Source organism: Methylobacterium sp. NFXW15 (assembly GCF_049887755.1).
Lineage (GTDB): Bacteria > Pseudomonadota > Alphaproteobacteria > Rhizobiales > Beijerinckiaceae > Methylobacterium.
On record NZ_JAGEKG010000005.1, the window covers coordinates 56,881 to 80,312 of the forward strand.

24 protein-coding genes and 2 tRNA genes are annotated in these 23,432 nt (G+C 68.1%); 11 read left to right on the forward strand and 15 right to left on the reverse strand.

What is annotated here, in order from left to right:
• Positions 1-400: 400 nt before the first annotated feature.
• From J4O73_RS12790 to J4O73_RS12810, 5 genes are all read right to left on the reverse strand, one after another.
• Complete coding sequence (locus J4O73_RS12790) at positions 401-1,777, reverse strand: LLM class flavin-dependent oxidoreductase (RefSeq protein WP_426217848.1); 1,377 nt, start codon at positions 1,775-1,777, stop codon at positions 401-403.
• Complete coding sequence (locus J4O73_RS12795; RefSeq protein WP_243955217.1) at positions 1,774-2,427, reverse strand: methionine ABC transporter permease; 654 nt, start codon at positions 2,425-2,427, stop codon at positions 1,774-1,776. The genes J4O73_RS12790 and J4O73_RS12795 overlap by 4 nt, the downstream gene beginning before the upstream one ends.
• Positions 2,408-3,541: a methionine ABC transporter ATP-binding protein gene (locus J4O73_RS12800; RefSeq protein WP_426217851.1), complete on the reverse strand. Its 1,134-nt coding sequence runs from the start codon at positions 3,539-3,541 to the stop codon at positions 2,408-2,410. The genes J4O73_RS12795 and J4O73_RS12800 overlap by 20 nt, the downstream gene beginning before the upstream one ends.
• 2 nt (positions 3,542-3,543) lie before the next feature.
• Positions 3,544-4,356: a MetQ/NlpA family ABC transporter substrate-binding protein gene (locus J4O73_RS12805; protein WP_426217853.1), complete on the reverse strand. Its 813-nt coding sequence runs from the start codon at positions 4,354-4,356 to the stop codon at positions 3,544-3,546.
• 92 nt (positions 4,357-4,448) lie between these two features.
• Positions 4,449-5,249: a MetQ/NlpA family ABC transporter substrate-binding protein gene (locus J4O73_RS12810; RefSeq protein ID WP_426217855.1), complete on the reverse strand. Its 801-nt coding sequence runs from the start codon at positions 5,247-5,249 to the stop codon at positions 4,449-4,451.
• Between the two features lie 353 nt (positions 5,250-5,602).
• On the opposite strand from J4O73_RS12810, the gene J4O73_RS12815 reads away from it, so the two are divergent.
• From J4O73_RS12815 to J4O73_RS12825, 3 genes are all read left to right on the forward strand, one after another.
• A complete protein-coding gene (locus tag J4O73_RS12815; RefSeq protein WP_426217857.1) occupies positions 5,603-5,713 on the forward strand; it encodes a DUF4113 domain-containing protein in 111 nt (36 codons plus the stop codon).
• Between the two features lie 156 nt (positions 5,714-5,869).
• Complete coding sequence (locus J4O73_RS12820) at positions 5,870-6,028, forward strand: hypothetical protein (protein ID WP_426217859.1); 159 nt, start codon at positions 5,870-5,872, stop codon at positions 6,026-6,028.
• 265 nt (positions 6,029-6,293) lie between these two features.
• Positions 6,294-6,608 (forward strand): DUF3761 domain-containing protein, encoded by a 315-nt coding sequence (locus J4O73_RS12825; protein ID WP_426217861.1) that lies wholly within the window; start codon positions 6,294-6,296, stop codon positions 6,606-6,608.
• A 502-nt stretch (positions 6,609-7,110) separates the two neighbouring features.
• Here the strand turns inward: J4O73_RS12825 and J4O73_RS12830 are convergent.
• The 8 genes from J4O73_RS12830 to J4O73_RS12865 form a co-directional block, all read right to left on the reverse strand.
• A tRNA-Thr gene (locus J4O73_RS12830) sits at positions 7,111-7,185 on the reverse strand.
• 105 nt (positions 7,186-7,290) lie between these two features.
• On the reverse strand, positions 7,291-7,803 hold the full coding sequence (locus J4O73_RS12835) for an NUDIX hydrolase (protein ID WP_426218364.1): 513 nt from the start codon (positions 7,801-7,803) through the stop codon (positions 7,291-7,293).
• 84 nt (positions 7,804-7,887) lie between these two features.
• Complete coding sequence (locus J4O73_RS12840; protein WP_426217863.1) at positions 7,888-9,462, reverse strand: heme biosynthesis protein HemY; 1,575 nt, start codon at positions 9,460-9,462, stop codon at positions 7,888-7,890.
• Positions 9,463-9,573: 111 nt separating this feature from the next.
• Positions 9,574-11,715, reverse strand: coding sequence for a translation initiation factor 2 (locus tag J4O73_RS12845; RefSeq protein ID WP_426217865.1), 2,142 nt, complete (start codon positions 11,713-11,715; stop codon positions 9,574-9,576).
• A 116-nt stretch (positions 11,716-11,831) separates the two neighbouring features.
• On the reverse strand, positions 11,832-12,524 hold the full coding sequence (locus J4O73_RS12850; RefSeq protein WP_426217867.1) for a uroporphyrinogen-III synthase: 693 nt from the start codon (positions 12,522-12,524) through the stop codon (positions 11,832-11,834).
• A gap of 5 nt (positions 12,525-12,529) precedes the next feature.
• On the reverse strand, positions 12,530-13,408 hold the full coding sequence (locus J4O73_RS12855) for an aldose 1-epimerase family protein (RefSeq protein ID WP_426217869.1): 879 nt from the start codon (positions 13,406-13,408) through the stop codon (positions 12,530-12,532).
• Between the two features lie 61 nt (positions 13,409-13,469).
• Positions 13,470-13,787 carry a hypothetical protein gene (locus J4O73_RS12860; RefSeq protein ID WP_426217870.1) on the reverse strand — a complete coding sequence of 106 codons (318 nt, stop codon included), beginning with the start codon at positions 13,785-13,787 and terminating at the stop codon, positions 13,470-13,472.
• A gap of 72 nt (positions 13,788-13,859) precedes the next feature.
• Positions 13,860-14,540, reverse strand: coding sequence for a DNA-binding protein (locus J4O73_RS12865; RefSeq protein WP_426217872.1), 681 nt, complete (start codon positions 14,538-14,540; stop codon positions 13,860-13,862).
• 136 nt (positions 14,541-14,676) lie between these two features.
• Here J4O73_RS12865 and J4O73_RS12870 point away from each other — a divergent pair, with 136 nt between their 5' ends.
• Positions 14,677-15,342 (forward strand): response regulator transcription factor, encoded by a 666-nt coding sequence (locus tag J4O73_RS12870; RefSeq protein ID WP_426217874.1) that lies wholly within the window; start codon positions 14,677-14,679, stop codon positions 15,340-15,342.
• On the forward strand, positions 15,342-16,598 hold the full coding sequence (locus J4O73_RS12875; protein ID WP_426217876.1) for a sensor histidine kinase: 1,257 nt from the start codon (positions 15,342-15,344) through the stop codon (positions 16,596-16,598). The genes J4O73_RS12870 and J4O73_RS12875 overlap by 1 nt, the downstream gene beginning before the upstream one ends.
• A gap of 11 nt (positions 16,599-16,609) precedes the next feature.
• Here the strand turns inward: J4O73_RS12875 and J4O73_RS12880 are convergent, their stop codons facing one another.
• Together J4O73_RS12880 and J4O73_RS12885 are read right to left on the reverse strand one after the other, a co-directional pair.
• The gene (locus J4O73_RS12880) at positions 16,610-17,350 is read right to left on the reverse strand and encodes a sigma-70 family RNA polymerase sigma factor (RefSeq protein WP_426217878.1); all 741 of its coding nucleotides are present in this window, start codon (positions 17,348-17,350) and stop codon (positions 16,610-16,612) included.
• 187 nt (positions 17,351-17,537) lie between these two features.
• A tRNA-Asp gene (locus J4O73_RS12885) sits at positions 17,538-17,614 on the reverse strand.
• Between the two features lie 369 nt (positions 17,615-17,983).
• Here J4O73_RS12885 and J4O73_RS12890 point away from each other — a divergent pair.
• From J4O73_RS12890 to nuoF, 6 genes are read left to right on the forward strand one after another with little or no spacing between them, the layout of a single operon-like run.
• Positions 17,984-18,349 carry an NADH-quinone oxidoreductase subunit A gene (locus tag J4O73_RS12890; RefSeq protein WP_378972184.1) on the forward strand — a complete coding sequence of 122 codons (366 nt, stop codon included), beginning with the start codon at positions 17,984-17,986 and terminating at the stop codon, positions 18,347-18,349.
• A 42-nt stretch (positions 18,350-18,391) separates the two neighbouring features.
• Entirely contained in the window at positions 18,392-18,994 is a 603-nt protein-coding gene (locus J4O73_RS12895; RefSeq protein ID WP_426217881.1) for a NuoB/complex I 20 kDa subunit family protein, read from the forward strand.
• A 1-nt stretch (position 18,995) separates the two neighbouring features.
• Positions 18,996-19,643, forward strand: coding sequence for an NADH-quinone oxidoreductase subunit C (locus J4O73_RS12900; protein ID WP_426217883.1), 648 nt, complete (start codon positions 18,996-18,998; stop codon positions 19,641-19,643).
• A gap of 15 nt (positions 19,644-19,658) precedes the next feature.
• A complete protein-coding gene (locus J4O73_RS12905; RefSeq protein WP_426217885.1) occupies positions 19,659-20,849 on the forward strand; it encodes an NADH-quinone oxidoreductase subunit D in 1,191 nt (396 codons plus the stop codon).
• Positions 20,850-20,859: 10 nt separating this feature from the next.
• A complete protein-coding gene (gene nuoE / locus J4O73_RS12910) occupies positions 20,860-21,915 on the forward strand; it encodes an NADH-quinone oxidoreductase subunit NuoE (protein WP_426217887.1) in 1,056 nt (351 codons plus the stop codon).
• A gap of 9 nt (positions 21,916-21,924) precedes the next feature.
• Positions 21,925-23,226, forward strand: a complete 1,302-nt coding sequence (gene nuoF / locus J4O73_RS12915; RefSeq protein ID WP_426217889.1) for an NADH-quinone oxidoreductase subunit NuoF — start codon at positions 21,925-21,927, stop codon at positions 23,224-23,226.
• Positions 23,227-23,432: the final 206 nt, after the last annotated feature.

Consider the following 23,432-nt stretch of genomic DNA (forward strand, 5'->3'; position numbering starts at 1 on the left):
CTTCATGTGCAATCGATGACGAGGTAAGCTCTGCAGCCGTCGGCGCTTGCCGCACCCCCACGCAACGACGGAGGCGGATGAGGCGATCACCCCGGCGAGATCAGGAGCGGTGAGAGCGATTTCGATTAGTTCGGGATCGCCTGCGCCACCGTCTTTGCGAGCGCAGCGAAGCAATCCAGGGCGGATCAGCTTGTCCGGAGGTGGTGGATCCCTGGGTTGCTTCGCTGCGCTCGTAAAGACGGGAGGGGCGGCATGATCTGGAGTTCCCCGGAAAGCTCTAGCAGCTGCGAATATTTATATCTTCGCTATATCCGCCGTCAAAAGCATTCGAAACTCTTGTTGCGCCCGATCCTATGCAAGCCTTTTCTCGATCGGACGATCCGGGAAATTTTCTCGTCCATCACACCGAAGTGGGACCACCGGCATACCGGAATGCATGGGCGGCATGGCGGGCGGGAAGGCGATTCCCTTCGCCGAAGAGCTTCCTGCGCAGGGAGCCGGGCGCGTAGGCGGTCTTGTAGAGGCCCCGGTCCTGAAGCTCGGGGATCACGAGGTCGATGAAGTCCGAAAAGCTCTCCGGTACGACGATTCGGCTGAGGTTGAACCCATCCACCTCCCCTTCCTCGACCCAGGATTGAAGCTCGTCCGCGATGGAGGTCGCGTCGCCGGTGAGCACGGCGTAACGCCCGCCCAGGCCCATCTCCGCCAGCAAGTCGCGCTTGGTCAGCCCCCGCTTCGCAGCCGCCGCCGTAGCGGACTGGATCGCGTTGCCCGGCGCGTAGGGGATCACCTCGTCGAGACCGTAGCGGGCGAAATCGATGCCGGTGGAGGCGGAAAAGTGCGCGAGCCCCGCCTCGGCGCTGGCATAGCGCATGTACTCGTCGCGCTTGTCCTCGGCCTCGGCGCGGGTGCGGCCGGGGATGGCGGCGATGCCGATGAACACCTTCACGTCCTGCGGGTCGCGCCCGGCGGCAACCGCTTCGGCGCGGATCGCGCGGACGGCCTCGCGGGCGGAGGGCTTGTCCCGCGCCGAGATGAACACGCATTCGGCATGGCGTCCGGCGAAGGCCCGGCCCCGGCCGGACGCGCCCGCCTGATAGAGAACGGGCGTCCGCTGGGGCGAAGGCTCGCAGAGGTGATAGCCGTCCACCGCCAGGAACTCGCCACGGTGGGAGATGGAGCGGATCTTGTCCGGATCGCTGAACACCCGCGCCTCGCGGTCGCGGCGGGCGGCATCGTCGTCCCAGCTTCCCTCCCAGAGCTTGTAGAGCACCTCCAGATACTCGTCGGCATAGTCATAGCGCCGGTCATGGGCGGGAAGCGCCTCGCCTCGCCCGCGATGGGCGCTCTCCAGATAGCCGGTGACGATGTTCCAGCCGACCCGGCCGCCGGTGAGGTGGTCCAGCGTCGAGATCCGCCGGGCGAAGGTGTAGGGCGCTTCCGCAAAGACGTTGAGCGTGATGCCGAAGCCGAGATGCTCCGTCACCGCCGCCATGGCCGGGACGATCAGCGTCGGGTCGTTCACCGGCAGTTGCACGGCCTCCCGCGCCGTCACGTCGATGCCCGCGCCGTAGATGTCGTAGACGCCGAGGATGTCGGCGATGAACAGTCCGTCGAACAGGCCGCGTTCCAGAAGCTTCGCCTGATCGGTCCAGTAGCGCAGCGTGTTGTAATCGCCGGAGCGGTCGCGCGGATGGGTCCACAGGCCGTGATTGATGTGGCCGACGCAGTTCATGTTGAACGCGTTCAGCCGGATCTGCTTTCGGAGGGATGTCATCGTGCGCGCAGCCTCCGCACCACGGTGTCGCCCGTGAACTGCACGCAGCAGACGAGGACGATCAGGATCGCGATCACCACCGACATGACGGTGGTGTCGAAGCGCTGGTAGCCGTACCGGATCGCCACGTCGCCGAGGCCGCCCGCGCCGACCGCACCGGCCACGGCCGAGGCGCCGATCATCGAGACGACGGTGATGGTGAAGCCGCCAACGATGCCCGGCAGGGCCTCCGGCAACAGGACGTGGAGCAGGATGTGGCGGCGGCGGCATCCGATGGATTGCGCCGCCTCGATGAGGCCGGGATCGACCTCCCGCAGGGATACCTCGGCGATCCGTGCGAAGAACGGCGTCGCACTCACCGCGAGCGGGACGATGGCCGCCCAGACGCCGATCGTGGTGCCGACCACAAGCCGGGTGAACGGGATGAGCGCCACGAGCAGCACGATGAAGGGCACGGCCCTGAAACCGTTCACGACCAAGCCGACGAGACGGTTGGCCCGCGGCGCGGGGAAGATGCCGCCGGGACCGGAGGTGACGAGGAACAGCGCCAGCGGGATGCCCGCGAGGACCGCGATCCCCGCCGAGACGCCGACCATGAAGAGCGTGTCGAACGCCGCCTGCCAGAGGCGGTCAATCATCTGCGGCGACATAGCCGATCCCTTCGACATCCTGTCCGATGGCCCTCAGCCGGGCTTCCGCGTCCGGGCCGCCCACGGCGACGAGCATCCGGCCGACCGCATGCCCCTGGATGCGCTCGACACCCGCCTGCAGCAGGTGCACCGGCCCGCCCGTCGCCGCAACGAGAGCCGAGAGGTCGGGCGGCGTCGCGCCGGAATAGGTGATCCGCAGGACGGCCTTCCCGCCCGGCACAGGGTGCGGCCTCAGGCGCGCGGCCAGATCGTCCGGCATGTCGCGAGTGAGGGGCGCGAGCAGCGCCCGCGTCGCCGGGTGCTCCGGCGCGCCGAAGACTCGCCAGACCGGCCCGGCTTCCACGACCTTGCCAGCCTCCAGCACCACGACATCGGTGCAGATCTCACGGATCACGCTCATCTCGTGGGTGATGAGGATGATGGTGAGCCCGAGCCGCCGGTTGATGTCCCGCAGGAGGCCCAGGATCGACAGGGTGGTCTCCGGGTCCAGCGCCGAGGTCGCCTCGTCGCAGAGCAGGATCTCTGGATCGCTCACCAGGGCGCGGGCGATGCCGACCCGCTGCTTCTGGCCTCCGGACAGGCGCGACGGGTAGGTTTCCGCCTTCCCCTCCAGCCCGACGAGGCGCAGCGCCTCCTCCACCCGCCGGGCGATCTCGCGCTTCTCCACGCCCGCTACCGTGAGCGGCAGGGCCACGTTCTGCCGCACGGTCTTGGCCGAGAGCAGGTTGAAGTGCTGGAAGATCATGCCGATGCGGCGGCGCAGGGCCACGAGGCCATCCGTGCCGAGGGTGGCGATCGGCTCGCCATCGACGAGCACCCGGCCGGAACTGGGTTCCTCCAACCGGTTGACGGTTCGGAGCAACGTGGACTTCCCCGCGCCCGAGCGCCCGATGATGCCGAAGATCGCCCCGGACGGGATGTCGAGGCTCACGTCGTCGAGGGCTCGAACCTCTCCCGCTGCCGAACGATACGTCTTGGAGACGCGATCGAACCGCACTGTTCCAGTACCCCGCAGACCCACGGCCGCGTGGGCTGCGGAAACCGCCTGGGGACCGACCGCGATCGATGCGACCGGAGATACGGTGCCGACACTGTCTAGAGCCAAACCGACCATCGTCACTTCTGCCATGCGAGCAGGTAGAGCTTATCGCTTCCGGCGAAGGATTTGTGAATCTGCTGTTTGACCGCCTCGGAGTTCTGGAAGATCTGAACGAATTTTTTGATCGTCGGATCGTCCTTGCGCGAGTCCTTGCTGACGAAGCTCACCGCGAACAGTTTGTCCTCGATGCCGGAATAGATGAGCCCGCTCGTCGGATCGAAGGTCCCGGCCGCCACGATGAAGTGCGGATACCCCTGTGCGAGGTCGACATCGCCGGTGATCCGCACGAGTTGGGGGCCCTCGACCTCGGTGAATTTCAGCTTCTTCGGATTCTCGGTGATGTCGTCGACAGTGCCGAGGAAGCCGACGCCGTCTTTCAGCTTGATGAGCCCGGCCTTCTGCAACAGCAGCAGGCCACGTCCCTGATTGACCGGATCGTTGGCGATGGCGACCTTCCCGCCCACCGGAATCTGGTCGAAGCTCTTATGCTTCAGCGAGAACAGCCCGATATTCTGCAGGATGCCGATTCCCACGATATCGAACCGGTAGCCCTTCTGCTTGGAGGCGTTCTCCATGAAGGGTCGGTGCTGATAGAAATTCAGATCGATATCGCCGGCGTCGAGAGCGACGTTGGGCGTCGTCCAGTCGCTGAACTCGATGACCTTCACGTCGATGCCCTGATCCTTGGCCTCCTTGGCGACCGCATTGACAGCGTCGCTGTAGGCGCCCGGCACGGTGCCGATCTTCAGGGTCTCGGCCCCGGCCTGCCCGTGGGCCGCCATCGCAACCGTGCAAAGCAAGGCGATGGCGAGGGTCTTCAGGAAACGCATCGGTCGTGGGCTCCGGTCTGCCGCCACGGGGAAGCCGGGGCAGCGTGGTCAGGTCGGAAGGGAAGACGGCGGCCTTGGCCACCCGGCACCGGTCAGGCCGGGCGGACGGGGATGACCGAGCCGCGGTAGCGAGTGCGGATGAAGGCGGCGACCTCGGCCGAGGTCAGCAACGCGGCGAGGCGCAACACGCGAGGGTCCGTGGCCAAGCCCTCCGTCGTGACGAGGACATTCGCATATGGATTGCCCTCGGCCCGCTCGAGGGCCAGCGCGTCCCTGGCGGGTTCCAACCCGCCTTCGAGCGCGTAATTGCCGTTGATCACCGCGAGCGCCACGTCGTCGAGGGAGCGCGGCAGTTGCGGGGGCGCGATCTCGACGAAACGGAACTTCCTCGGGTTCTCGACGACATCGTCCAGGGTGAGGTCGACGCCGGGCTCCTTGGAACGCAGCCGGATCAGCCCGTTGGCCTGCAACAGCAGGAGCCCACGGCTCGTGTTGGAGACGCTGTTCGAGAGGGACACGATCCCGCCGGCCGGCACTTCCGCCAGGGACTTGGCCCGACGGCTGTACAAGCCCAGCGGCTCGATATGCACCGCGGCGGCGACGGCGAAGCGTATCCCCATCGAGGCCTCTTCCGATCGCAGGAAGGGCACGTGCTGGAAGAAGTTCGCGTCGGCATCCCCGTCACGGAGCAGGGCATTCGGACGGAGATCGCCTGAAATCTCGATGATCTTCAGCGGCAGCTCGGGGCCGAATTGCCCGGTCACGAATTCCAGGATTTCCGCATGGGGTACCGAGGATGCCACGACCCGCAGCGGCGCCGGCGCGGCACGGGCCGATCCCATGCTCAAGGCGAGGGCGCCGGACAGGAAGACGCGACGGGTCGATACAGGCACGGCGCTAGCTTTTCGCAGCAAGTCTGGAGATCAATTTCATGTTTTGTATCTCGAATTCAAGGAGGCATATCAAGAGTAGCAGATTCCGAACTTCGGGCAGTGCGAAGAGGATCGTTCCCACATGTTGTTATCGGAAGATGACAAACTTCTTCCATCGGAGGCTGCGCACGCGGAGTCAGGCGATGTCCACTATCGGGGAGATCGGTAGGGATCGCCTCATGACCGGGACGAGTTGAAAGCAGCCTTGGATCACGCTTCCCTTTCGAGCATGTGCCACCAACAATTCGCCTCACGACGTCGCCGCTGAGGGCGGCGATGGACGCCTGCAACGCGCGATGGGGCAGGGGGCCGTGATGCCAGCGTGGGCGGGGCTTACGACGAAGCGCGAGTGGAACACCAAGTTGGATGTGCGGACACCGCGTTACACGACTCAGGTCAGCGAGTTGCCGATCGCCGTAACCTGACGTGGGATGTGCCGTGAGAACGAGACTTGGTCGGTAGTCTGAGGTGCCAAACACCGTGGGCTGTCATCGAAAGCCGACCGCGAGACCTGAGGCGTCAGCGGATCGGAACACTTAGGGCCTGCGAGCAGTCGCTCTGTGGAAGAGGAGGTACGTTCAATGGCCATGGCCGATACCCCGATGCCGGGTGAGGATCCCGGTGCTTTGATCGAGGATCCCTCTCGGCTCGACGAAATCGAACCGTCACCCAAGACCAAGCCGACCATCCCGGAAGAAGACAACCCCGAGGTAAAAGAAACAGAAGTACAGCCGACCTGATCGACGAGATCGAGAAAGGTCGAGCTGAGGCCGAGAACAGGGTGGTGCGTTATCGTTGGATTCCAGCGCGATGAGCGTGCATAGGCCCGACATGGGACGGGTGATCGCCGAGGGCGCGCATGCGCGTGCGATTGCCGATGCGCCATATCTCACACCGCACCTTCAGGCCATTGACGGCGTATCAGTAGCGATACGGTTGTAGCCCACAACCTCTCGACAACTTAACAGCGAGCGCAGCAGTATCCGGCAGGACCGGAGAAAGCTGATGCTCGGCCGAAACAGCTCGGGGTACCCGGTACACTCACGGCTTCGGCGCGTGGTGCTGATCGGAGCCATTCTTGCCTCCGTCAGCGTCGTTCAAGCTCGCGAGTACAGGGAGCCTGACGATTCCACACTGGACCGACACGGACACTATGTGAGCCGCACAGATGGCCAATCGGTCCACCGGCCAGCGAAAACGAGAGATGGCTCCAAGCCGGCTGGCGCCTCGGCCCGCTGCCGTGATGGGACGTGGAGCTTCAGCCACACCCATCGCGGCACATGCTCTCGCCATGGCGGTGTCGCGAGCTGGGAGCGCTGAGCGTTCGGCTCCGGGATGCTCAGATCGAGTTTGAGCCGCCGACACATCGGCTTCACCCATCTATGGTTGGTGGGTGCTTGCGAACGTCGAACGGTTGAGCCTTCGGGCCCCTATTCAAGGCATCAGTGGCGATAGCCATTCGGCGCCTGTCGCACATGCTTTGGGGCGGCTCCCCCCCAGGGGCCTACCGCACCCGGTCGCTGAGAGCCTGGATTCCGCATCGCATCGCAAGGTCGAGCAGATCCTTGTCCGTCGTCACCAGATCGCTGATCCGCCAGCACTCCACGCCGAGGCCGTCGGGCGTGATCGGCCAACCGAGCGCGATCAGGGCTTCGGCTGCGTCTTGGGTGGCGAGGGGAGGGGTGACGGCAGCTTCGTCCGTGCCGAGAAGGCCACGCGACCTAGCCGGCCGTGAACCTACGTTACAGGTTCAATCGGAGCCTAGAGGTTCGCACGAACCTCTCAGCACTTCATAAACCGCAGTCTAAGTCGTTGAGATTGCTGGTGCTGCGAGAGAGGATTGAACTCTCGACCTCTTCATTACCAATGAAGTGCTCTACCACTGAGCTACCGCAGCATCTGGCATCCCCTCGGGGATGCGAGGCAGATCGGGGGGCCGGTGGGGCCGTTCCGTCTGCGCGAGTGGGGCCATAACGGATCGGCGCGGGCTTGGCAACGCCAGTTATGCCTCTGGCGTCACCTTTGGCAGCACCGGACGTTGCAGGACCGCCCGGATGATGGCCGCGAGGCCGGGTTCCGTCACCGCCTCCGCTGCCTCGGCAGGGGTGAACCAGCGCAGCTCGCGCTGGTGCGCCTCGGGAAAATCTTTCAGCTGCTTGCGCACGCGCAGGGGAAACACCTTCACTTGGCAGGTGACGGCTTCCAGGCTCTTCAGCCGCTTTTCGTAGAGGTAATAGCCGAGCGGTCGCTTGCCGACCGTGCCGCGCAAGCCAGCCTCCTCGTAGGCCTCCTGAGCCGCCGCCTCGAACGGCTTGCGGCCCTTCATCGGCCAGCCCTTCGGGATCACCCAGCGGCGGCTCTCACGCGAGGTCACGAGCAGCACCTTCACGGCGCCGTCCCGGCCACTGCGAATGGGCAGGACGCCGACTTGGCGCCGCGGCTCGTCGGCATCGTCGAGGTGGAGATCGGAGGGCCTTAGCCGACGGGTGGACGGCTTGGCGGTGTGTGCGGCGATAATGAACGTCCTCCGGGCGTCCGGGTCGAACCCGGCTCACCCCCTGCAACGGGTAGCCCCGCACGGCTCCCGATGAGCCGTTGTCTAGATATTGCTACCTTCCGGCCGCGGAGCAAGGCTGGACAAGGGCTTGGACGTATCACGCACGCCCACCGTGACACCCGAGCCGGACGCCCCAGAAACGGGCAGAGCCACCGCAGCCATCCCTGCCGAAATCGGATCGGACGCCGCAGGCTTGTCCGCCTTGACCTCCGCCAGAATGGGCTTCGCGACGGAGTTGGCAGGCGCGCCGGCTGACGCCGGAGCTGCCACGAGGGTGTGACCGGGCTGCGGCTCGTCCTCCTCCGGGTCCATCGGCTCGCTGGGCGCGCCCAGCGCATTCGGCGGGGCTTGCCACGTGAAGGCGTCGAGTTGGCCCGAGATCGGCGAGACCGGTTCCCAGGTCTGCGAAGCGACGCCATCGGCGATCCAGAGGGGATCACGCGGGGCACGGGCGGCCCGCGAAAGCCACTCACGGGCACGGCCGGATTGGGCGCCGTGCTCGGCCTCCTCGATCGCGGCCATCATCAGGCAGGTGCGGACAGTCGGCCCCTCGAGGGTGAGCGGCTGAATCGCCTCCCGGGCGCGGCCGAACTCGCGGGCGTCCAGGGCGGCCTGGGCGACCGCGAGGCGTGCCTCGGGATCCCAGGACGAGATCTTGGCGAGGTTCTCCGCGCGGGCGAGCCGGTCGCGAACCGAGTCACCGGTCCGCAGGCCGAGATAGACCTGGGTGAGATCGGGATGCGGGTTGATGCGCCACGCGGCCTCGACCACGCGGGCGGCCTTCTTGAGGTCGCCCCGGCGGGCGAGGAGACGCCCGGCGAGGCAGGCGGCGGGCACAAGGCCAGGGGCGAGCTTCACGGCCTGGAGGGCACGCTCGGCGGCGGCCTCCGGCTCCCCGGCCTCGCGGTCGCGGGCGATGGCGGTGAGCAGCACGGCCCGCTGGCGCTTGGCCGCCTGCTTGTCGATGAGCCCGAGGGAGGCGCGGCGCTCCACCGTCTCCAGGGCGCCGGTCCAGTCGGTGTCGGCGCAATGGGCTTCGAGCATCGCGTCGTTGGCCCAGGTCACGCTGGGCGCTAACCGCGCCGCCTCGGAGGCGTAGGCGCGGGCGGCAATCTCGTCGTCGCGGCGGCGGGCCTCGACAAACAGGCCGCGCAGGCCGAGCACCCGCGTCTCGGGGTCGTCGGCCATGGCCTGGAAGGCGCGCTCGGCGCCATCGCGGTCACCGGAGATCTGGGCCGCCTGGGCCTTCAGGAGCAGGGTGAGCGGCTCGGTGCCGAGCAGGCGCTCGGCATCGCCCGCATAGCGCTTGGCGGCCAGCGGATCGCCCGAGCCCACCGCGATCATGCCGCGCGACAGGGCCGAAAGTCCCTTGGTCCGCCGCCGCTCGGCCGAGCCGCGTACGAGCGCCTCAGGCAAGCCGATCATGCCGCGGATGAACGCCCAAACGAAGCCGAGGGCGATCGCCACCGCGATGACGCCGACGATCGCGAGGGCGAGGCTGGTACCGACCTGGTAGCCGTTCCACACCAGCGTGACGGTGCCGGGCCTGTCGGCGATCCAGACCGCTCCGAAGGCGGCGACGGCCAACAGGACGAGATAGGCGAGGGCGCGCCACATGAGGTCAGTCTCTCCTGGCACCGGCCGCCGGGCGGCCAGCGCGAATTCGGGATGGCGCGGGGGCTCTCATGCCCCGCGCCGATGGGTGAAATCGGCGGGCGAGCGCCGCCTTCATGGCTGCGCGGCGGGGGCGGGCAGCGCCTGGAACGCTGAAGCGGTGAGCGCCCGCGACGCCTCGGCGGCCTTGGCCCGGGCGGCCAGGGTATTGCCGAAATCGCCCGCCTGGGCCTTCGCTTCCTGCGGGAGGGCGTCGAACGCCTTGGCGGCACCCGCAAGGTCGCCCCGGTCGAGGGCAGCCTGCACGGCCTCCTCGGGCGCGGCGGCGTTACCCTCCGCAGGTGCGGCGGCATCGACCTTGCGCACCTGAATGAGGCCATCGGCCATGCTCAGCAGCTTCGTGCGGAAATCACCGCTCTCGGAGGCCGCCTTCACCCGTGCGGCCTGACGCGCCTGCGCAATCTTGTCGGCGATGCTGCGGAAGGTCCCCGCGAGCTGGCCGACCGTGGGCGCCCCCTTGTCCGCGAAGGGCGCCAGCGCCTGGGCCTGATCCTGCGCGGCGGGATCGAGCTTGCGCAGGGTGGCCAGAGGCTCGGCATAGGGCACGCCGCTGGCAAGCGCCGAGGCCACGCGATCCGCCACGACGACCTTGAGGGCCGCCTGGACGGTCGCGGTCGGCGCCCGGTCGGCGAGGCCCTTGTCCAGGGTGGCGATCCGCTCGGCCTGCTCGGAGAGCTTGCGATCGACCGCCTTCGACGCCTCGGCAGCCTGAGCCTGACCGGCCTCGGCAGCCTTGCGGGCCGCCTCGGTCGCCAACTGCACCGAGTCCGTGGCCGCTTTCACCTTGGCGTCGAGGCTTTGCTGCAGCGAGTCGAGGCGCTGCCCGAGCGCGGCGGCGGCATCGGCATTCTGCTTGGTGCGCGATTCGACATCGCTCCGCAGGGCGGCGATGGCGTCGGTCGTCTCCTTGGCCTTGGCGTCGTTCGCCCCGGCGCCTTCCAGCGCCTTCACGCGGGCATCGAGATCGGCGACCTGCTTTGCTCCATCGGCCTGCGCGACGCCCACGGCGGCATTGCCACCTTGGTCGCGACCGGGCTCTTCCTGAAGCGCCGAGACGCGCTGGTCGAGGCTGTCGAGCCGGGCGGCGAGATCCGGCGGCACGGCGGCTGCGTCGCCCGCTTGGCCGCCCGCCTGGCCCTGGGCCGACGGCTGCGCGGACGCCTTGTCGAGGGCCTGCTTGGCGCTCGTCTCGGCGGCAGCCACGCGCTTGTCGAGGGAGGTGAGGGCATCCTTCGGCGCGAGCCCACCGACGCGCTGGTCCAGCGCCGAGATCTGGCCGCTGAGTTTCTGGTCGAGGGCGGATAGACGCCCGGCATCGCCACCGATCCCCGCCTTGTCGGCGGCGAAGAGGAGGCCCGCACCGATCACGCCACCGATGAGGCCGGCGGCGGCCATGGAGCCGAAGCCGCCCCGAGCCTTCGCGGCCGGGGGCACGGCACCGGCCGAGGATGCAGCGGGCGAAGGCGAGGGCGCAGCCTTGGACGCCGTCACCGGAGCCGGGGAAGGGCCGGGCTTCGTCTCACCGGACTTGGTGTCGGCAGTCTTGGTATCACCCGGCTTGACCACCGGGATCGGTCCGCCGGAATTAATGTCGGTAGGCTTCGTATCGGCAGGCTTGGTGTCGCCGGGCTTGTTGGGGACGGTCGCGCCGGGCTTGGGCGCCTCCTTCGGCCCCGCCGATTCGGGCACACGCGTCGCCTTCAGGTCGAGGATCGGTCCACTCGTGACCGTCGAACCGGTCACGGGACCGGCGGGTCCGCCGGGGCGGGCGCTGGGACCAGCCGTGTTCACGGGGTCGGGCTTCTTCGGATCGGACGACTTGGTATCGGACATCTTGGCATCGGCAGCCTTGGCGGGCTCCGGCTTCAGCGGATCCGCCTTCACGGGATCGACCTTGGGCGCATCGGTCTTCACGGTGCCGCTCGCGACCCCGGCGGGCTTCACGTCGGAAGGCTTGCTCTCGAAGGGCTTGCTCTCGAAAGGCTTGGCGGGCTCCACCTTCGGGGGCTCGGCCTTGGAGGCTTCCAGCTTCGGCGGCTCGGTGCCGGTCTTCGGCGGGGTGCCGGGCGGCAGAGGCGTGACAGGCTTCGTCGCCGAGGCAGGCACCGCGGCAGGCTTCACCTCGGGCTTGGCATCCGGCTTCGCGCCGGACGGCCCGGTGGCGGGCTTGTCTGCGTCGCTGGGCGCTGGCGTCACGGGCGGATCCTCCACTCTCGGCGTCACGGTCGCCGCGGCGTCGCGGCGGACCGTTCCCCTATCACCGCGTCGCCTGTTCCGGCGAGGGCGGCCTGTTCGGTTTGTCGGGCCGCCGCTCATCGGGCAAGCCCGCCGAGCAGCGCCGTTTCGCGCGGCTCGGCCGCGACGAAATGGACCCGGATGTCCGCTTCTTCCAGTGTTCGCGCGATGTCGGCGGACAGGCAGTAATGTTCCAGAGCCCGGAAAGCTCCGCGCAAACCCGCCGCATCGCACAGCGAAGCGGCGATCCGGGCACTCCGATTTGAATAGTGCAACGCAGCCTCCAGCGTTCCGTCGGCAAGGGCGTGCTCGATCTCGCCCGGCAGTCGCGGCAGGGCTTCGGCCCTGTAGGCGATGTGGGTCACGAGGCGAAACCCCGCCCGGTCGAGCGAGGCGGCGGGCTCCGGCTTGCGCTCGGCCCCCGCGACATGGATGAGGCGCCCGCCCGGCGGCAGGCGTTGCGCCACGACGGCTGCGAGGCCCGCCCCATCGCCCGGCCCCTCGATGACCGGCCCGAACCCCGCGCGGGCCGCCCACTCGGCCGTCCGTGCTCCCACGGCGAAGACCGGGACACCCCGCAGGCGGCGCTCCAGAGCCTCGACCGCGTTGGCGCTGGTGAGGACGATGCCGTCGAACTCCCCCTCCGGAAGCGGCCCGTCCACGGGACGCACGGCAAGAACCGGCGCCACGAAGGCCGCATGGCCGAGCCCGGCCAGGGCAGCGCCGGTACGCGAGGCCCCCGGTTCCGGTCGCGCCACCCAGACGCGCACCGGGCTCAGCCCTCCAGGCTCAGGCGCACGCCGTGGCGCGCCTCCTCACCGGGAGCCAGGAGACGCTGCGAATCCCGCTCCGAAAGTTCGCCGTCGAAGCCCGCCCAATCGGCATGGCCGGTCCAGCATTCCAGGGAGAGGAACGGCGCGGTCGGCTTGGTCCATATGGCGAGATGGGGGAAATCCTCCGCCTCCATGCGGATCGCCGCCCCGTCCGGCCCGGTGAAGCGCATCACGCGGCTCTTCGCGTTCCGGAACACGAAGGCCTCGGTGAAGATCGCGGGATCGAGGGGCAGGCTCGCCCCGTCGAGGGGTACCGGCTCCTCGTCGCGCAGGAGAAGACCGCCCTCGCCGACCTTCGGCGCATAGGGCCGCTCGGCCGCCTCGAACGCCACGGCATAGCCGCCGTCCCGCGCACGCTCGCCCCCGGCGAAGGGCCAGGGGAAGGCGGGATGGAAGCCGAGCGCATAGGGCAGGGGCCTGTCGCCGGGATTGGCCACCGTGACCTCGAAATCGAGCCCGGCCGGGCGGAGCCGTGCCGCCACGTCGAGACGGAAGGCGAAGGGGTAGTGCTCCCGCGTCTCGGGCCCGTCGGTGAGGCGCAGCACCACCGAATCGTCCGTCCGCGCGATGACCGTGAAGGGCAGGTCGCGGGCGAAGCCGTGCTGCCCCATCGGGTAGGATCGGCCATCGACCTTCACCGCGGCCCCTGCGGAGGCGCCGACGACGGGGAAGAGCCAGGGGGCATGGCGGTTCCAATGGGCGGGGTCGCCGTTCCACAGGTACTCGCGCCCGCCGACCCGCCAGGAGACCGGCTCGGCCCCATGGGTCGCGACGGTCGCGGTGCTGCCATCCTGCGCGATGAGGTCGATACGCTCGCTCACGGAATGCTCCCGGTCCTGTCGGACATCCGAGTTAACGGACCGGGAGGAGGGCGCAAGGGCCTCAGCCGAGCTTCTTGAGCGAACCGATATCGACCTCGCCATTCTGGCTCGTGAAGGTCACCGATTGCCCGCCGCCATCGGCCTGCGATACGCCGCCGATGCGGTGATCGCCGCTGTCATAGGTCGAGACCTGCCCATTCGCCTCGATCAGCAGGCGCCGCTTCTCGGGAAAGAAGGCGTACTTCATTCCGTTCTGGGCGCCGCTCGTCGACGGCGAGCCGAGATCCTCGGGCCACCAGGGCTTGGTGCCCTCCATGGGCTCCATGGGTTTCATTGGCTCCATGGGTTTCATGGGCTCCATAGGCTTCATCGGTTCCATGCCGCGTCCTCCGCCTCGGTTGAGAGTGCGGAGGACGCGCAGGAGCGCGTTCGGTTGCACGCGCCGTCGCGGTTAGCGGTCCGGCCGGTCACGCACCTGCCCGTCGAAGCCGACATGAAGCTCGCGCTCACGGCCGTCCTTGTCCTTGGCCGCGACTTCGAGATGACGCGGGCCGCGCCCGGTGACGCGCACATCGTCGTAGCCCGCCTTCTTCACGGCCTCCGTCAGGGCGGGGACGTCGGGCGTGGAGCCGAGGCCGACCTTGTCCCTGGCCCAGTCGAGGCCGCCGGGGGGCGGGCCGCCCGCGGGGCCGAGGAGATCCTGGCGCCCATCGGCGTGGGTCATCAGCTTGGCATGGAGGAAGCCGTTCTCGAACCGGCCCTGGACCGTGACGCTCTCGCCCTTCGCAACGAGCTTGCCGCCTTCGCCCGCCGGGCCGGTCTCGACAAGGGCCCGCCCGGTCGCGTCCTGCACGACGAACTTGTTGCCGAAGATCTCGGCCACATCACCCTTGATCGCCGTCGCGCCGGAGGGGGCGAGCGCCTGGATCGCCACCGGCTCGACCGGGGTCATCGGCACCGTGCCGTTTCGCGCCAGGGACAGGCCGGCCGCCCCGAAGGCGAGGGGAAGGGCCACCGCGCCGACCACCCAGGTGCGCTTCGGGATGCCCTTGCCGGGCTTGGGCGGCTGTGCCGGAATCTCCGTGGCGGTGCCGTCGATCACCGTGTCCGTGCTTGTGTTGTCCGCGTTCATCGCTCTTGCCTTTCGCTGCGGGACCCGTTCGGTCCGTGGCAGCCGGTGTAAGGGGAGGGGCGCGACGGGAACTGAACCGGGCGGTTCAGCCCCGGTTAAACGGCCTGACCTACCCCGGAGCCGAGGAGGGACGGGCGTGAAGATCCTGTTGGTGGAGGACGATGCGGCGCTGGCGGCCGAGATCGGCAAGGCCCTGCGCGCGGAGAACTTCGTCCTCGACCGGGCGGCGGATGGCGAGGATGCCCGGCACCTCGGCGAGACCGAGGGCTACGATGCCTGCATCCTTGATCTCGGCCTGCCACGCGGCGACGGGGTGTCGGTGCTGAACGCGTGGCGGGCGGCGGGACGGACCCTGCCCGTGCTGGTGCTCACCGCCCGCGACGGGTGGAGCGACAAGGTCGCCGCCTTCAAGGCCGGGGCGGACGATTACCTCGTGAAGCCGGTGCGCGTGGAGGAATTGGTGATTCGCCTGCGCGCCCTGGTGCGGCGGACGCAAGGCCACGGCGCGAGCCGACTCAGTTGCGGGCCTTTGAGCTTCGATCCGGGGCTCGGCGCCTTCGAGCGGGACGGATTGCCCTTACGCCTCACGGGGCTCGAATGGCGCGTCCTCTCCTGCCTGATGCTGAACAAGGATTCCGTGGTGCCCCGCGCTTACCTCATCGAGCGCGTCTATGACGGCGATGCCGAGGTCGATTCGAACTCGGTGGAAGTGATCGTCGCGCGGTTGCGCAAGAAGATCGCCCCGGCGCGGATCGAGGCCGTGCGCGGCCACGGCTATCGCCTCACGGCGGACGCGGCGTGATGCGGCTGCGCTTCGGCTCCCTACGGACGCGTCTTGTGGCCGCTGCCCTGGCGGCGGTTCTGGTGGCCCTCATCGTGGCGGGCCTCGCCATCGGCGTGATCCTCACGCGGTTCCTGCATGGGCAGATCGACGGGCGCCTCGATGCGCAGGTCACGGCCCTCCGCGCGGGGCTGGAAGCGGGCACGCTGGCTCGTCATCCCGAGCGGTTCGACGGCCCCCCCTTCGACCGGCCGGGCGGCTGGATCTGGGAGGTCCGCAAGGGCAGCGAGACCGTCCGCTCGGAGTCCCTCGCCGCGCCGCATCCGCCCGGAGCAATGATGCTGCGGCAGATCGAGTTGCCGGGAGACCCGCCCGCGACGATCCTCGTCGGCGCTCCACGGGCCGCCCTCTACGGCCCCTTGCGCGACGTGCTGGCGAGCCTCGCCCTGGCACTCGCCGGGCTTGGCCTCGTGCTGGCGGCGGGGGCGGTCGCGCAGGTGCGCCTCGGCCTCGCGCCCCTCGCGCGCCTTCGGGACAACCTCGCCGCCGTTCGCGCCGGAACGCAGGCGCGAGTGCCCTCCGACCAGCCGGAGGAGGTTGGCCCTCTTGTGACCGAACTGAACGGCCTGCTGGAGCAGAACGAGCGCAATCTCGATCGGGCCCGTGGCCACGTCGCCAATCTCGCCCATGGCCTCAAGACGCCGCTGGCGACCCTGTCGCTGGCCCTGCGCGATCCGGCGAGGGACCCGGACGGCGTTCTCTCCGCGCAGGTCGAGGACATGGACCGTCGGGTACGCCACCACCTGCGCCGGGCGCGGGCCGCTGCCCTTGCCGGTCCGGGACGCGTTCGCACGGCGCTGCTGCCGCGCCTCACCGATCTGCGTGCGGTGCTGGTGCAGATCCATGCGGGCAAGCGGCCGGACATCGCCCTCGATGTCGCCGCCGACCTCGCGGTCGCCTGCGAGGAGCAGGATTGCGACGAGATGCTGGGCAACCTCCTCGACAATGCCTGCCGCTGGTGCGCGGGCCGCGTCGCGGTCCATGCCGAGCGGGCCGGGTCGCAGATCGAGATCCGGATCGAGGATGACGGCCCCGGCCTGTCGCCGGAGGCCGCCGCCGCCGTGATGGAACGGGGCCGCCGCCTCGATGAGGCCGTCCCCGGGGACGGATTCGGCCTGCCGATCACGCTGGAGTTGGCGGAATTGTATGGCGGCTCGCTGAGCCTCGGCCGCGCCGAAGGTGGGGGCCTGCGCGCGACGCTCAGGCTGCCGGGCTGAGGGGCATTCTCCTAGGCCGAAGCGTCGCTCACCGTACCCAGCGCCGAGAGGGTCACGCCGTCGCTCCCGATATCGGCACCGCCATAACCGAGCATCCGGGCGAGTTGCGCCCGCGCCCGCCAGACACGGCTCTTGGCCGTGCCGATCTGGCATTCCATCACGGCGGCGGCCTCCTCGTAGCTCAGGTTCTCGATGCCGACGAGAACCAGGGCCTCCCTCATCACGGGAGCGAGCCGGTCGAGGGCGGCGCGGACGTCCTGAAGATCGAGATGGCCGCCTTGCTCGGGGGCAGCGGCCAGGCGACCGGCATAATCGCCGTCGCTGTCGGGCACCTCGCGGGTCTGGCGGCGATGGCGGCTGTAGAAGACGTTACGCAAAATCGTGAACAGCCACGCTTCGAGGTTCGTCCCCGGCGCGAAGCCGCCGCGCCCGCGCCACGCGCGCAGCAGGGCGTCCTGTACGAGATCGTCGGCGGCCGCGGGCTCCCGCGCGAGCGACAGCGCGAAGCGACGCAAGGCCGGGACGCTCGCCAGCAGCCCCGTGCGGAACACCTCCTCGTCATCCGCGCCCAAGCGTCCGGTTTGCCCCAGCGCCTTGTCCAGGCGCGCGAGCAGATCCGCGAAGCCGTCGTCGGGCTCTCTTGGACCCTCCTCGTAGGCGGCCCTCAAGAGCGCGCCGAGATGGCGGCGAATGGAATCGGGGAGGGCGGGACCCGCCTCGCCGTCGAGGATCGCTACATCGGGCTCAGTCATCAGGTCCGCTGAAAGACAGCGCGAGAGCAAATTGCTCCCGTCAGGACCCGGAGTGTCGCGCGTTCGAGCAAAGCCCGCCGCAACATGCATTAACCAGTACGGCCATACCAGCAACGCGCCGAACATGCCGCAGCCGACGATAAGGGCGCTATCGACTGCAATGAGATGAAGATGGGAAGTTCTGAAGTGGCGCGGGCGACGGGGCTCGAACCCGCGACCTCCGGCGTGACAGGCCGGCACTCTAACCAACTGAGCTACGCCCGCGCGGGCGGCCGCTTCGGAGGCACCTCAGTGCCGAGCGACGAGGCGGGGTTTATGGGGGTGGGCTCCCCCTGTCAAGCGCGAGTCGCACAGGAAAACGCATCCCTAGGGAGAAAGCTTGGCCGGACCTTTCAAGTCCCCTTGGTCGCAGGCGTCGCTCTGCCCCATGCGCGGATCTGCCGTCTCCGCTCAGGGCCGCGCGCACCCATCTCGATGAGACAACGCCGTTTGTGCGTCGCGGAACGCCCATTGTCATGCGGCGGCGCCTCGACTAAGCCACCGGCAAACGCATCCTGGCATAAGAACAATTCCACTGGGGGAGCCGGTCCGGCCTCGCGCCGCACCCGTTCCTCGTCTCGTGAGGCTCGGGCAATGACCGGATTGCTGGCGGATTATCTGCCGCTCATCGTCTTCATCGGGGTGGCGCTCTTCATCGCCACCGCTCTTCTGGTGGTCCCGTTTCTGGTCGCCTTCAAGGCGCCGGATCCGGAGAAGCTGTCGGCCTACGAGTGCGGCTTCAACGCCTTCGATGACGCGCGCATGAAATTCGACGTGCGCTTCTACCTCGTCGCCATCCTGTTCATCATCTTCGACCTCGAGGTCGCCTTCCTGTTCCCCTGGGCCATCACGTTCGGGGAACTGGGGTGGTACGGCTTCTGGTCGATGATGGTCTTCCTCGGGGTGCTCACCGTCGGCTTCGTCTACGAGTGGCGCAAGGGCGCCCTCGAGTGGGACTAAGCCCCGGAAAGCCCTGAGACCGCACAGATTTCGAGGCGCTGCATGGCCCTGATCCAAGACCCCTCTTCACCGATCTCGTCCCGGACGCCGGCCTTCGCGCCGCAGCCGAAGGGCATCATCGACCCGAACACCGGTCGCCCGATCGGCGCGGACGATCCGACCTTCCTGTCGATCAGCGACGAGTTGGCCGACCGCGGCTTCCTGCTGACCAGCGCCGACGAGTTGATCAACTGGGCGCGCACCGGCTCGCTGATGTGGATGACCTTCGGCCTCGCCTGCTGCGCCGTCGAGATGATGCAGATGTCGATGCCGCGCTACGACTGCGAGCGCTTCGGCTTCGCCCCGCGTGCCTCACCGCGCCAGTCGGATGTGATGATCGTGGCCGGCACGCTGACCAACAAGATGGCCCCGGCGCTCCGCAAGGTCTACGACCAGATGCCGGAACCCCGCTACGTCATTTCCATGGGGTCCTGCGCCAACGGCGGCGGCTACTACCATTACTCGTATTCGGTGGTTCGCGGCTGCGACCGGGTTGTGCCGGTGGACATCTACGTTCCGGGCTGCCCGCCCACCGCGGAGGCGCTGCTCTACGGGGTGCTCCTGCTCCAGAAGAAGATCCGCCGCATCGGGACGATCGAGCGCTGACATGACGAACGGCATCTCGATCCTCGCCCACACCCGGCCCGAGAGCGGCGACGCGGCCCTGAACGCCCTGTCCGAGCGCATCGGCGGCGCGCTGGGCCCGGCCGTGGTCTCGCGGACCATTGCCTTCGGCGAACTGACCCTCGTCGTGCAGGCATCGGACATCGTCTACGCGCTGACCTATCTGCGCGATGACCCGGCCTGCAGCTTCCGCTGCTTCATCGACATCTGCGGGGTGGATTACCCGCAGCGGGAGAGGCGGTTCGATGTCGTCTATCACCTGCTGTCGCTGCGTCACAACGCGCGCATCCGGGTGAAGGTGCAGACGGACGAGACCACCCCCGTTCCCTCGGTGATCGAGGTCTTCCCGGCGGCGAACTGGTTCGAGCGCGAGGCCTACGACCTCTACGGTATCCTGTTCTCGGGCCACCCCGACCTGCGTCGGTTGCTGACCGATTACGGCTTCGAGGGGCACCCCCTGCGCAAGGACTTCCCGCTCACCGGCTTCGTCGAGGTCCGCTACGACCAGGACGAGGGCCGCGTGGTGTACGAGCCGGTCCAGCTGACGCAGGAATTCCGGAACTTCGACTTCCTCTCGCCGTGGGAGGGCACGGATTACGTGCTCCCGGGCGATGAGAAGAAGTCGGCCTGAGGCGCGGAGGTCGTCGTGACTGAGCACAACATCCGCAATTTCGCGATCAACTTCGGCCCGCAGCATCCGGCGGCGCACGGCGTGCTGCGCCTCGTGCTGGAGCTCGACGGCGAGGTGGTCGAGCGCGTCGATCCGCATATCGGCCTACTGCACCGCGGCACCGAGAAGCTGATCGAGCACAAGACCTACGTCCAGGCGACGCCCTATTTCGACCGGCTCGACTACGTGTCGCCGATGAATCAGGAGCATGCCTTCTGTCTCGCGATCGAGAAGCTCGCGGGCATCGAGGTGCCGCGCCGGGCGAAGCTGATCCGCACCCTGTATTGTGAGATCGGGCGACTGCTGTCTCACCTTCTGAACGTCACGACGCAGGCGATGGATGTCGGCGCCCTCACGCCCCCGCTTTGGGGCTTCGAGGAGCGCGAGAAGCTGATGATCTTCTACGAGCGGGCCTCCGGCGCCCGGCTCCACGCCAATTATTTCCGGCCCGGCGGCGTCCACCAGGACCTGCCGCCCAAGCTCATCGACGACATCGACGCCTTCTGCGACCCGTTCCTGCAGGTGGTGAACGACCTCGATGCGCTCGTCATGGAGAGCCGCATCTTCAAGCAGCGCAACGTCGATATCGGCATCGTGTCGGTGGACGAGGCGATGGAGTGGGGCTTCTCCGGCGTGATGGTGCGCGGCTCCGGTATCCCGTGGGACCTGCGCAAGAGCCAGCCCTACGAGGCCTACGAGGAGATGGATTTCGACATCCCCGTGGGTAAGAACGGCGACACTTACGACCGGCAGGTCATCCGCATGGAAGAGATGCGGGAATCGGCCAAGATCATGAAGCAGTGCTGCGCCAAGCTGCGCGAGCCCGCCGGGCAGGGGCCGATCGCCTCCGTCGACGGCAAGTTCGCGCCGCCGCCGCGCCGGGAGATGAAGCGCTCGATGGAAGCGCTCATCCACCACTTCAAGCTCTACACCGAGGGCTTCCACGTCCCCGAGGGCGAGGTCTACGCCGCGGTCGAGGCGCCCAAAGGCGAGTTCGGCGTGTATCTCGTGTCGGACGGCACCAATAAGCCGTACCGTTGCAAGATCCGCGCTCCGGGATTCGCGCATTTGCAGGCGATGGACTGGATGTGCCGCGGGCACCTTCTGGCCGACGTGTCCTGCGTGCTCGGCACGCTCGACATCGTGTTCGGCGAAGTGGATCGGTAAGACAGCAGCGATGGCCAACCGCAGACTCGCCCCCGCCTCTGAGCAACCCCAAACCTTCGCCTTCACTCCCGAGAACGCGGAGTGGGCCAAGCACCAGATCGCGAAATATCCGGAAGGCCGGCAGGCTTCGGCCGTGATCCCGCTCCTGTGGCGCGCCCAAGAGCAGAATGGCGGTTGGCTGCCGCAGAAGGCGATCGAGGCGGTGGCCGAGGAACTCGGCATGCCGAAGATCCGCGTACTGGAGGTGGCGACCTTCTACACGATGTTCGCCCTGGAGCCGGTGGGCCGGTTCTGGATCCAGCTCTGCGGCACGGTGCCGTGCGATTCCTGCGGCGCCCGCGAGCTGAAGGGCATGCTGGAGAAGCGCCTCGGCCCGCCCGGCCATGTCTCGGCGGACGGCAACTTCTCCTGGCTGGAGGTCGAGTGCCTGGGTGCGTGCTGCAACGCGCCGATGGTCCAGATCAATCAGGACTATTACGAGGACCTGACGCCGGAATCCCTCGGTAAGCTGATGGACGACCTCGCGGCGGGCCGCCCGGTCAAGATCGGCTCGCAGACGGGCCGGACCTCCTCCGAGCCGCAGGGCGCCGTGAACACCCTGACCGACGAGACCCTGTTCGACGGGTCGCGGGTCGGCGCGTGGCGCAAGCGGTTCGAGAAGGCGGAGGAGGCCGAGGCCGCCAAGGCCGACGAGGCGCAGGCGGCCACGCAGCAGGCCGCCACCAACCCGAAGCCGGCCCGTCCCGATGCCGGGCGCCCGGTGGAGCGGACCGTCTCGGACGCCCCCGCCCAGCGTGCGGCCAATGGTGAGGAGCCGGTGAAGCCGGAGGATCGGGCCGACGCCGCGGAGCGCGGCCACTCGATCGCCAAGCATGGCGGCGCCCGCCAGCACGATTCGGATGCCCTCGATTCGCCCGCCAAGCGGGTCGCTGAGGGTGAGCTCGCCGCCGGAGACGAGGGCGGCCAGGAATTGCCGGGTCGGGACATCCCCCCGCCGCCGCCGGAAGCCACGGGCGCCAGCGAAGCGGTGGAGGAGAAGCTCGACTCCGACGCGAAGAAGAAGTGAGGGCCTGACATGCTCGCCGATCAGGATCGCATCTTCACCAACCTCTACGGCCTGCATTCGCCGGGGCTCGACGCCGCGAAGAAGCGCGGCGCCTGGGACGGAACCAAGTTCCTCCTGGAGCAGGGTCGTGACTGGATCATCGAAGAGATGAAGGCGTCCGGCCTGCGTGGCCGTGGCGGCGCGGGCTTCCCGACCGGCCTGAAATGGTCGTTCATGCCGAAGAAGTCGGATGGGCGGCCGCACTACCTCGTGGTCAACGCCGACGAGTCGGAGCCGGGCACCTGCAAGGATCGGGAGATTATGCGGCATGACCCGCATCTCCTGATCGAGGGCTGCATGCTGGCCTGCTTCGCCATGGGCGCGCATGCCTGCTACGTCTACATCCGCGGCGAGTACGTTGCCGAGAAGCACGCCCTGCAGAAGGCCGTCGATGAGGCCTATGAGGCGCGCCTCGTCGGCCCGTCGAACGTCCATGACTACCCGTTCGACATCTACGTTCACCACGGCGCGGGCGCGTATATCTGCGGTGAGGAAACGGCCCTCATCGAGAGCCTTGAGGGCAAGAAGGGGATGCCGCGGCTGAAGCCGCCTTTCCCGGCCAATATGGGCCTCTATGGTTGCCCCACGACGGTGAACAACGTCGAGTCGATCGCGGTGGCGGGCACGATCCTGCGCCGGGGTGCCTCATGGTTCGCCGGCCTCGGCGGCAAGAACAACACCGGCACGAAGCTCTTCTGCGTCTCGGGGCACGTCAACAAGCCGTGCAACGTCGAGGAAGAGCTCGGCATCACCTTCCGTGAGCTGATCGACAAGCATTGCGGCGGCATGCGCGGCGGATGGGACAACCTGCTCTGCTCGATCCCTGGCGGCTCCTCGGTTCCGCTGGTGCCCGCGGAGCAGATCATCGATGCCAAGATGGACTTCGACACCCTGCGCAACCTCGGCTCCGGCCTTGGTACGGCGGCGGTGATCGTGCTCGACCGGTCCACCGACATCGTCGGCACGATCGCGCGCATCTCGTACTTCTACAAGCACGAATCGTGCGGGCAGTGCACGCCCTGTCGCGAGGGCACCGGCTGGATGTGGCGGGTGCTGACGCGCATGGCCGAGGGCCGGGCGCAGAAGCGCGAGATCGACATGCTGTTCGAGGTGACGAAGCAGATCGAGGGCCACACGATCTGTGCGCTCGGCGACGCGGCGGCCTGGCCGATCCAGGGTCTCATCCGCCACTTCCGCCCCGAGATCGAGAAGCGGATCGACCAGTACAGCGCGAACCCGCATTCCGACCCGGTGCCGATGGCAGCGGAGTGATCATAATGGGAACGTCCCCTCTGCTTCCCGAGCGCCTTACCGCACAGGTTGCCGGCAGCTCCGTCTTTGCGAGCGAAGCGAAGCAATCCAGGGAAGCGGGCCGTTTCAGACTGTGGCGGAGCCCTGGATTGCTTCGCTGTGCTCGCAATGACGAGGGCGGGTTTCAGGGAATGTCCCGCCCTTCCGCGTTCGTGCCAGATTTCGAG

What these genes read in the sequence shown, in the direction of transcription:
- nuoF (WP_426217889.1), top strand. Translation starts at nt 21,925, where the DNA reads ATGCTCGCCGATCAGGATCGCATCTTCACCAACCTCTACGGCCTGCAT.
- J4O73_RS12860 (WP_426217870.1), bottom strand. Translation starts at nt 13,787, where the DNA reads ATGGAACCGATGAAGCCTATGGAGCCCATGAAACCCATGGAGCCAATG.
- J4O73_RS12790 (WP_426217848.1), bottom strand. Translation starts at nt 1,777, where the DNA reads ATGACATCCCTCCGAAAGCAGATCCGGCTGAACGCGTTCAACATGAAC.
- J4O73_RS12875 (WP_426217876.1), top strand. Translation starts at nt 15,342, where the DNA reads ATGCGGCTGCGCTTCGGCTCCCTACGGACGCGTCTTGTGGCCGCTGCC.
- J4O73_RS12795 (WP_243955217.1), bottom strand. Translation starts at nt 2,427, where the DNA reads ATGTCGCCGCAGATGATTGACCGCCTCTGGCAGGCGGCGTTCGACACG.
- J4O73_RS12880 (WP_426217878.1), bottom strand. Translation starts at nt 17,350, where the DNA reads ATGACTGAGCCCGATGTAGCGATCCTCGACGGCGAGGCGGGTCCCGCC.
- nuoE (WP_426217887.1), top strand. Translation starts at nt 20,860, where the DNA reads ATGGCCAACCGCAGACTCGCCCCCGCCTCTGAGCAACCCCAAACCTTC.
- J4O73_RS12890 (WP_378972184.1), top strand. Translation starts at nt 17,984, where the DNA reads ATGACCGGATTGCTGGCGGATTATCTGCCGCTCATCGTCTTCATCGGG.
- J4O73_RS12900 (WP_426217883.1), top strand. Translation starts at nt 18,996, where the DNA reads ATGACGAACGGCATCTCGATCCTCGCCCACACCCGGCCCGAGAGCGGC.
- J4O73_RS12820 (WP_426217859.1), top strand. Translation starts at nt 5,870, where the DNA reads ATGGCCATGGCCGATACCCCGATGCCGGGTGAGGATCCCGGTGCTTTG.
- J4O73_RS12800 (WP_426217851.1), bottom strand. Translation starts at nt 3,541, where the DNA reads ATGGTCGGTTTGGCTCTAGACAGTGTCGGCACCGTATCTCCGGTCGCA.
- J4O73_RS12825 (WP_426217861.1), top strand. Translation starts at nt 6,294, where the DNA reads ATGCTCGGCCGAAACAGCTCGGGGTACCCGGTACACTCACGGCTTCGG.
- J4O73_RS12805 (WP_426217853.1), bottom strand. Translation starts at nt 4,356, where the DNA reads ATGCGTTTCCTGAAGACCCTCGCCATCGCCTTGCTTTGCACGGTTGCG.
- J4O73_RS12815 (WP_426217857.1), top strand. Translation starts at nt 5,603, where the DNA reads ATGCCAGCGTGGGCGGGGCTTACGACGAAGCGCGAGTGGAACACCAAG.
- J4O73_RS12895 (WP_426217881.1), top strand. Translation starts at nt 18,392, where the DNA reads ATGGCCCTGATCCAAGACCCCTCTTCACCGATCTCGTCCCGGACGCCG.
- J4O73_RS12865 (WP_426217872.1), bottom strand. Translation starts at nt 14,540, where the DNA reads ATGAACGCGGACAACACAAGCACGGACACGGTGATCGACGGCACCGCC.
- J4O73_RS12840 (WP_426217863.1), bottom strand. Translation starts at nt 9,462, where the DNA reads ATGTGGCGCGCCCTCGCCTATCTCGTCCTGTTGGCCGTCGCCGCCTTC.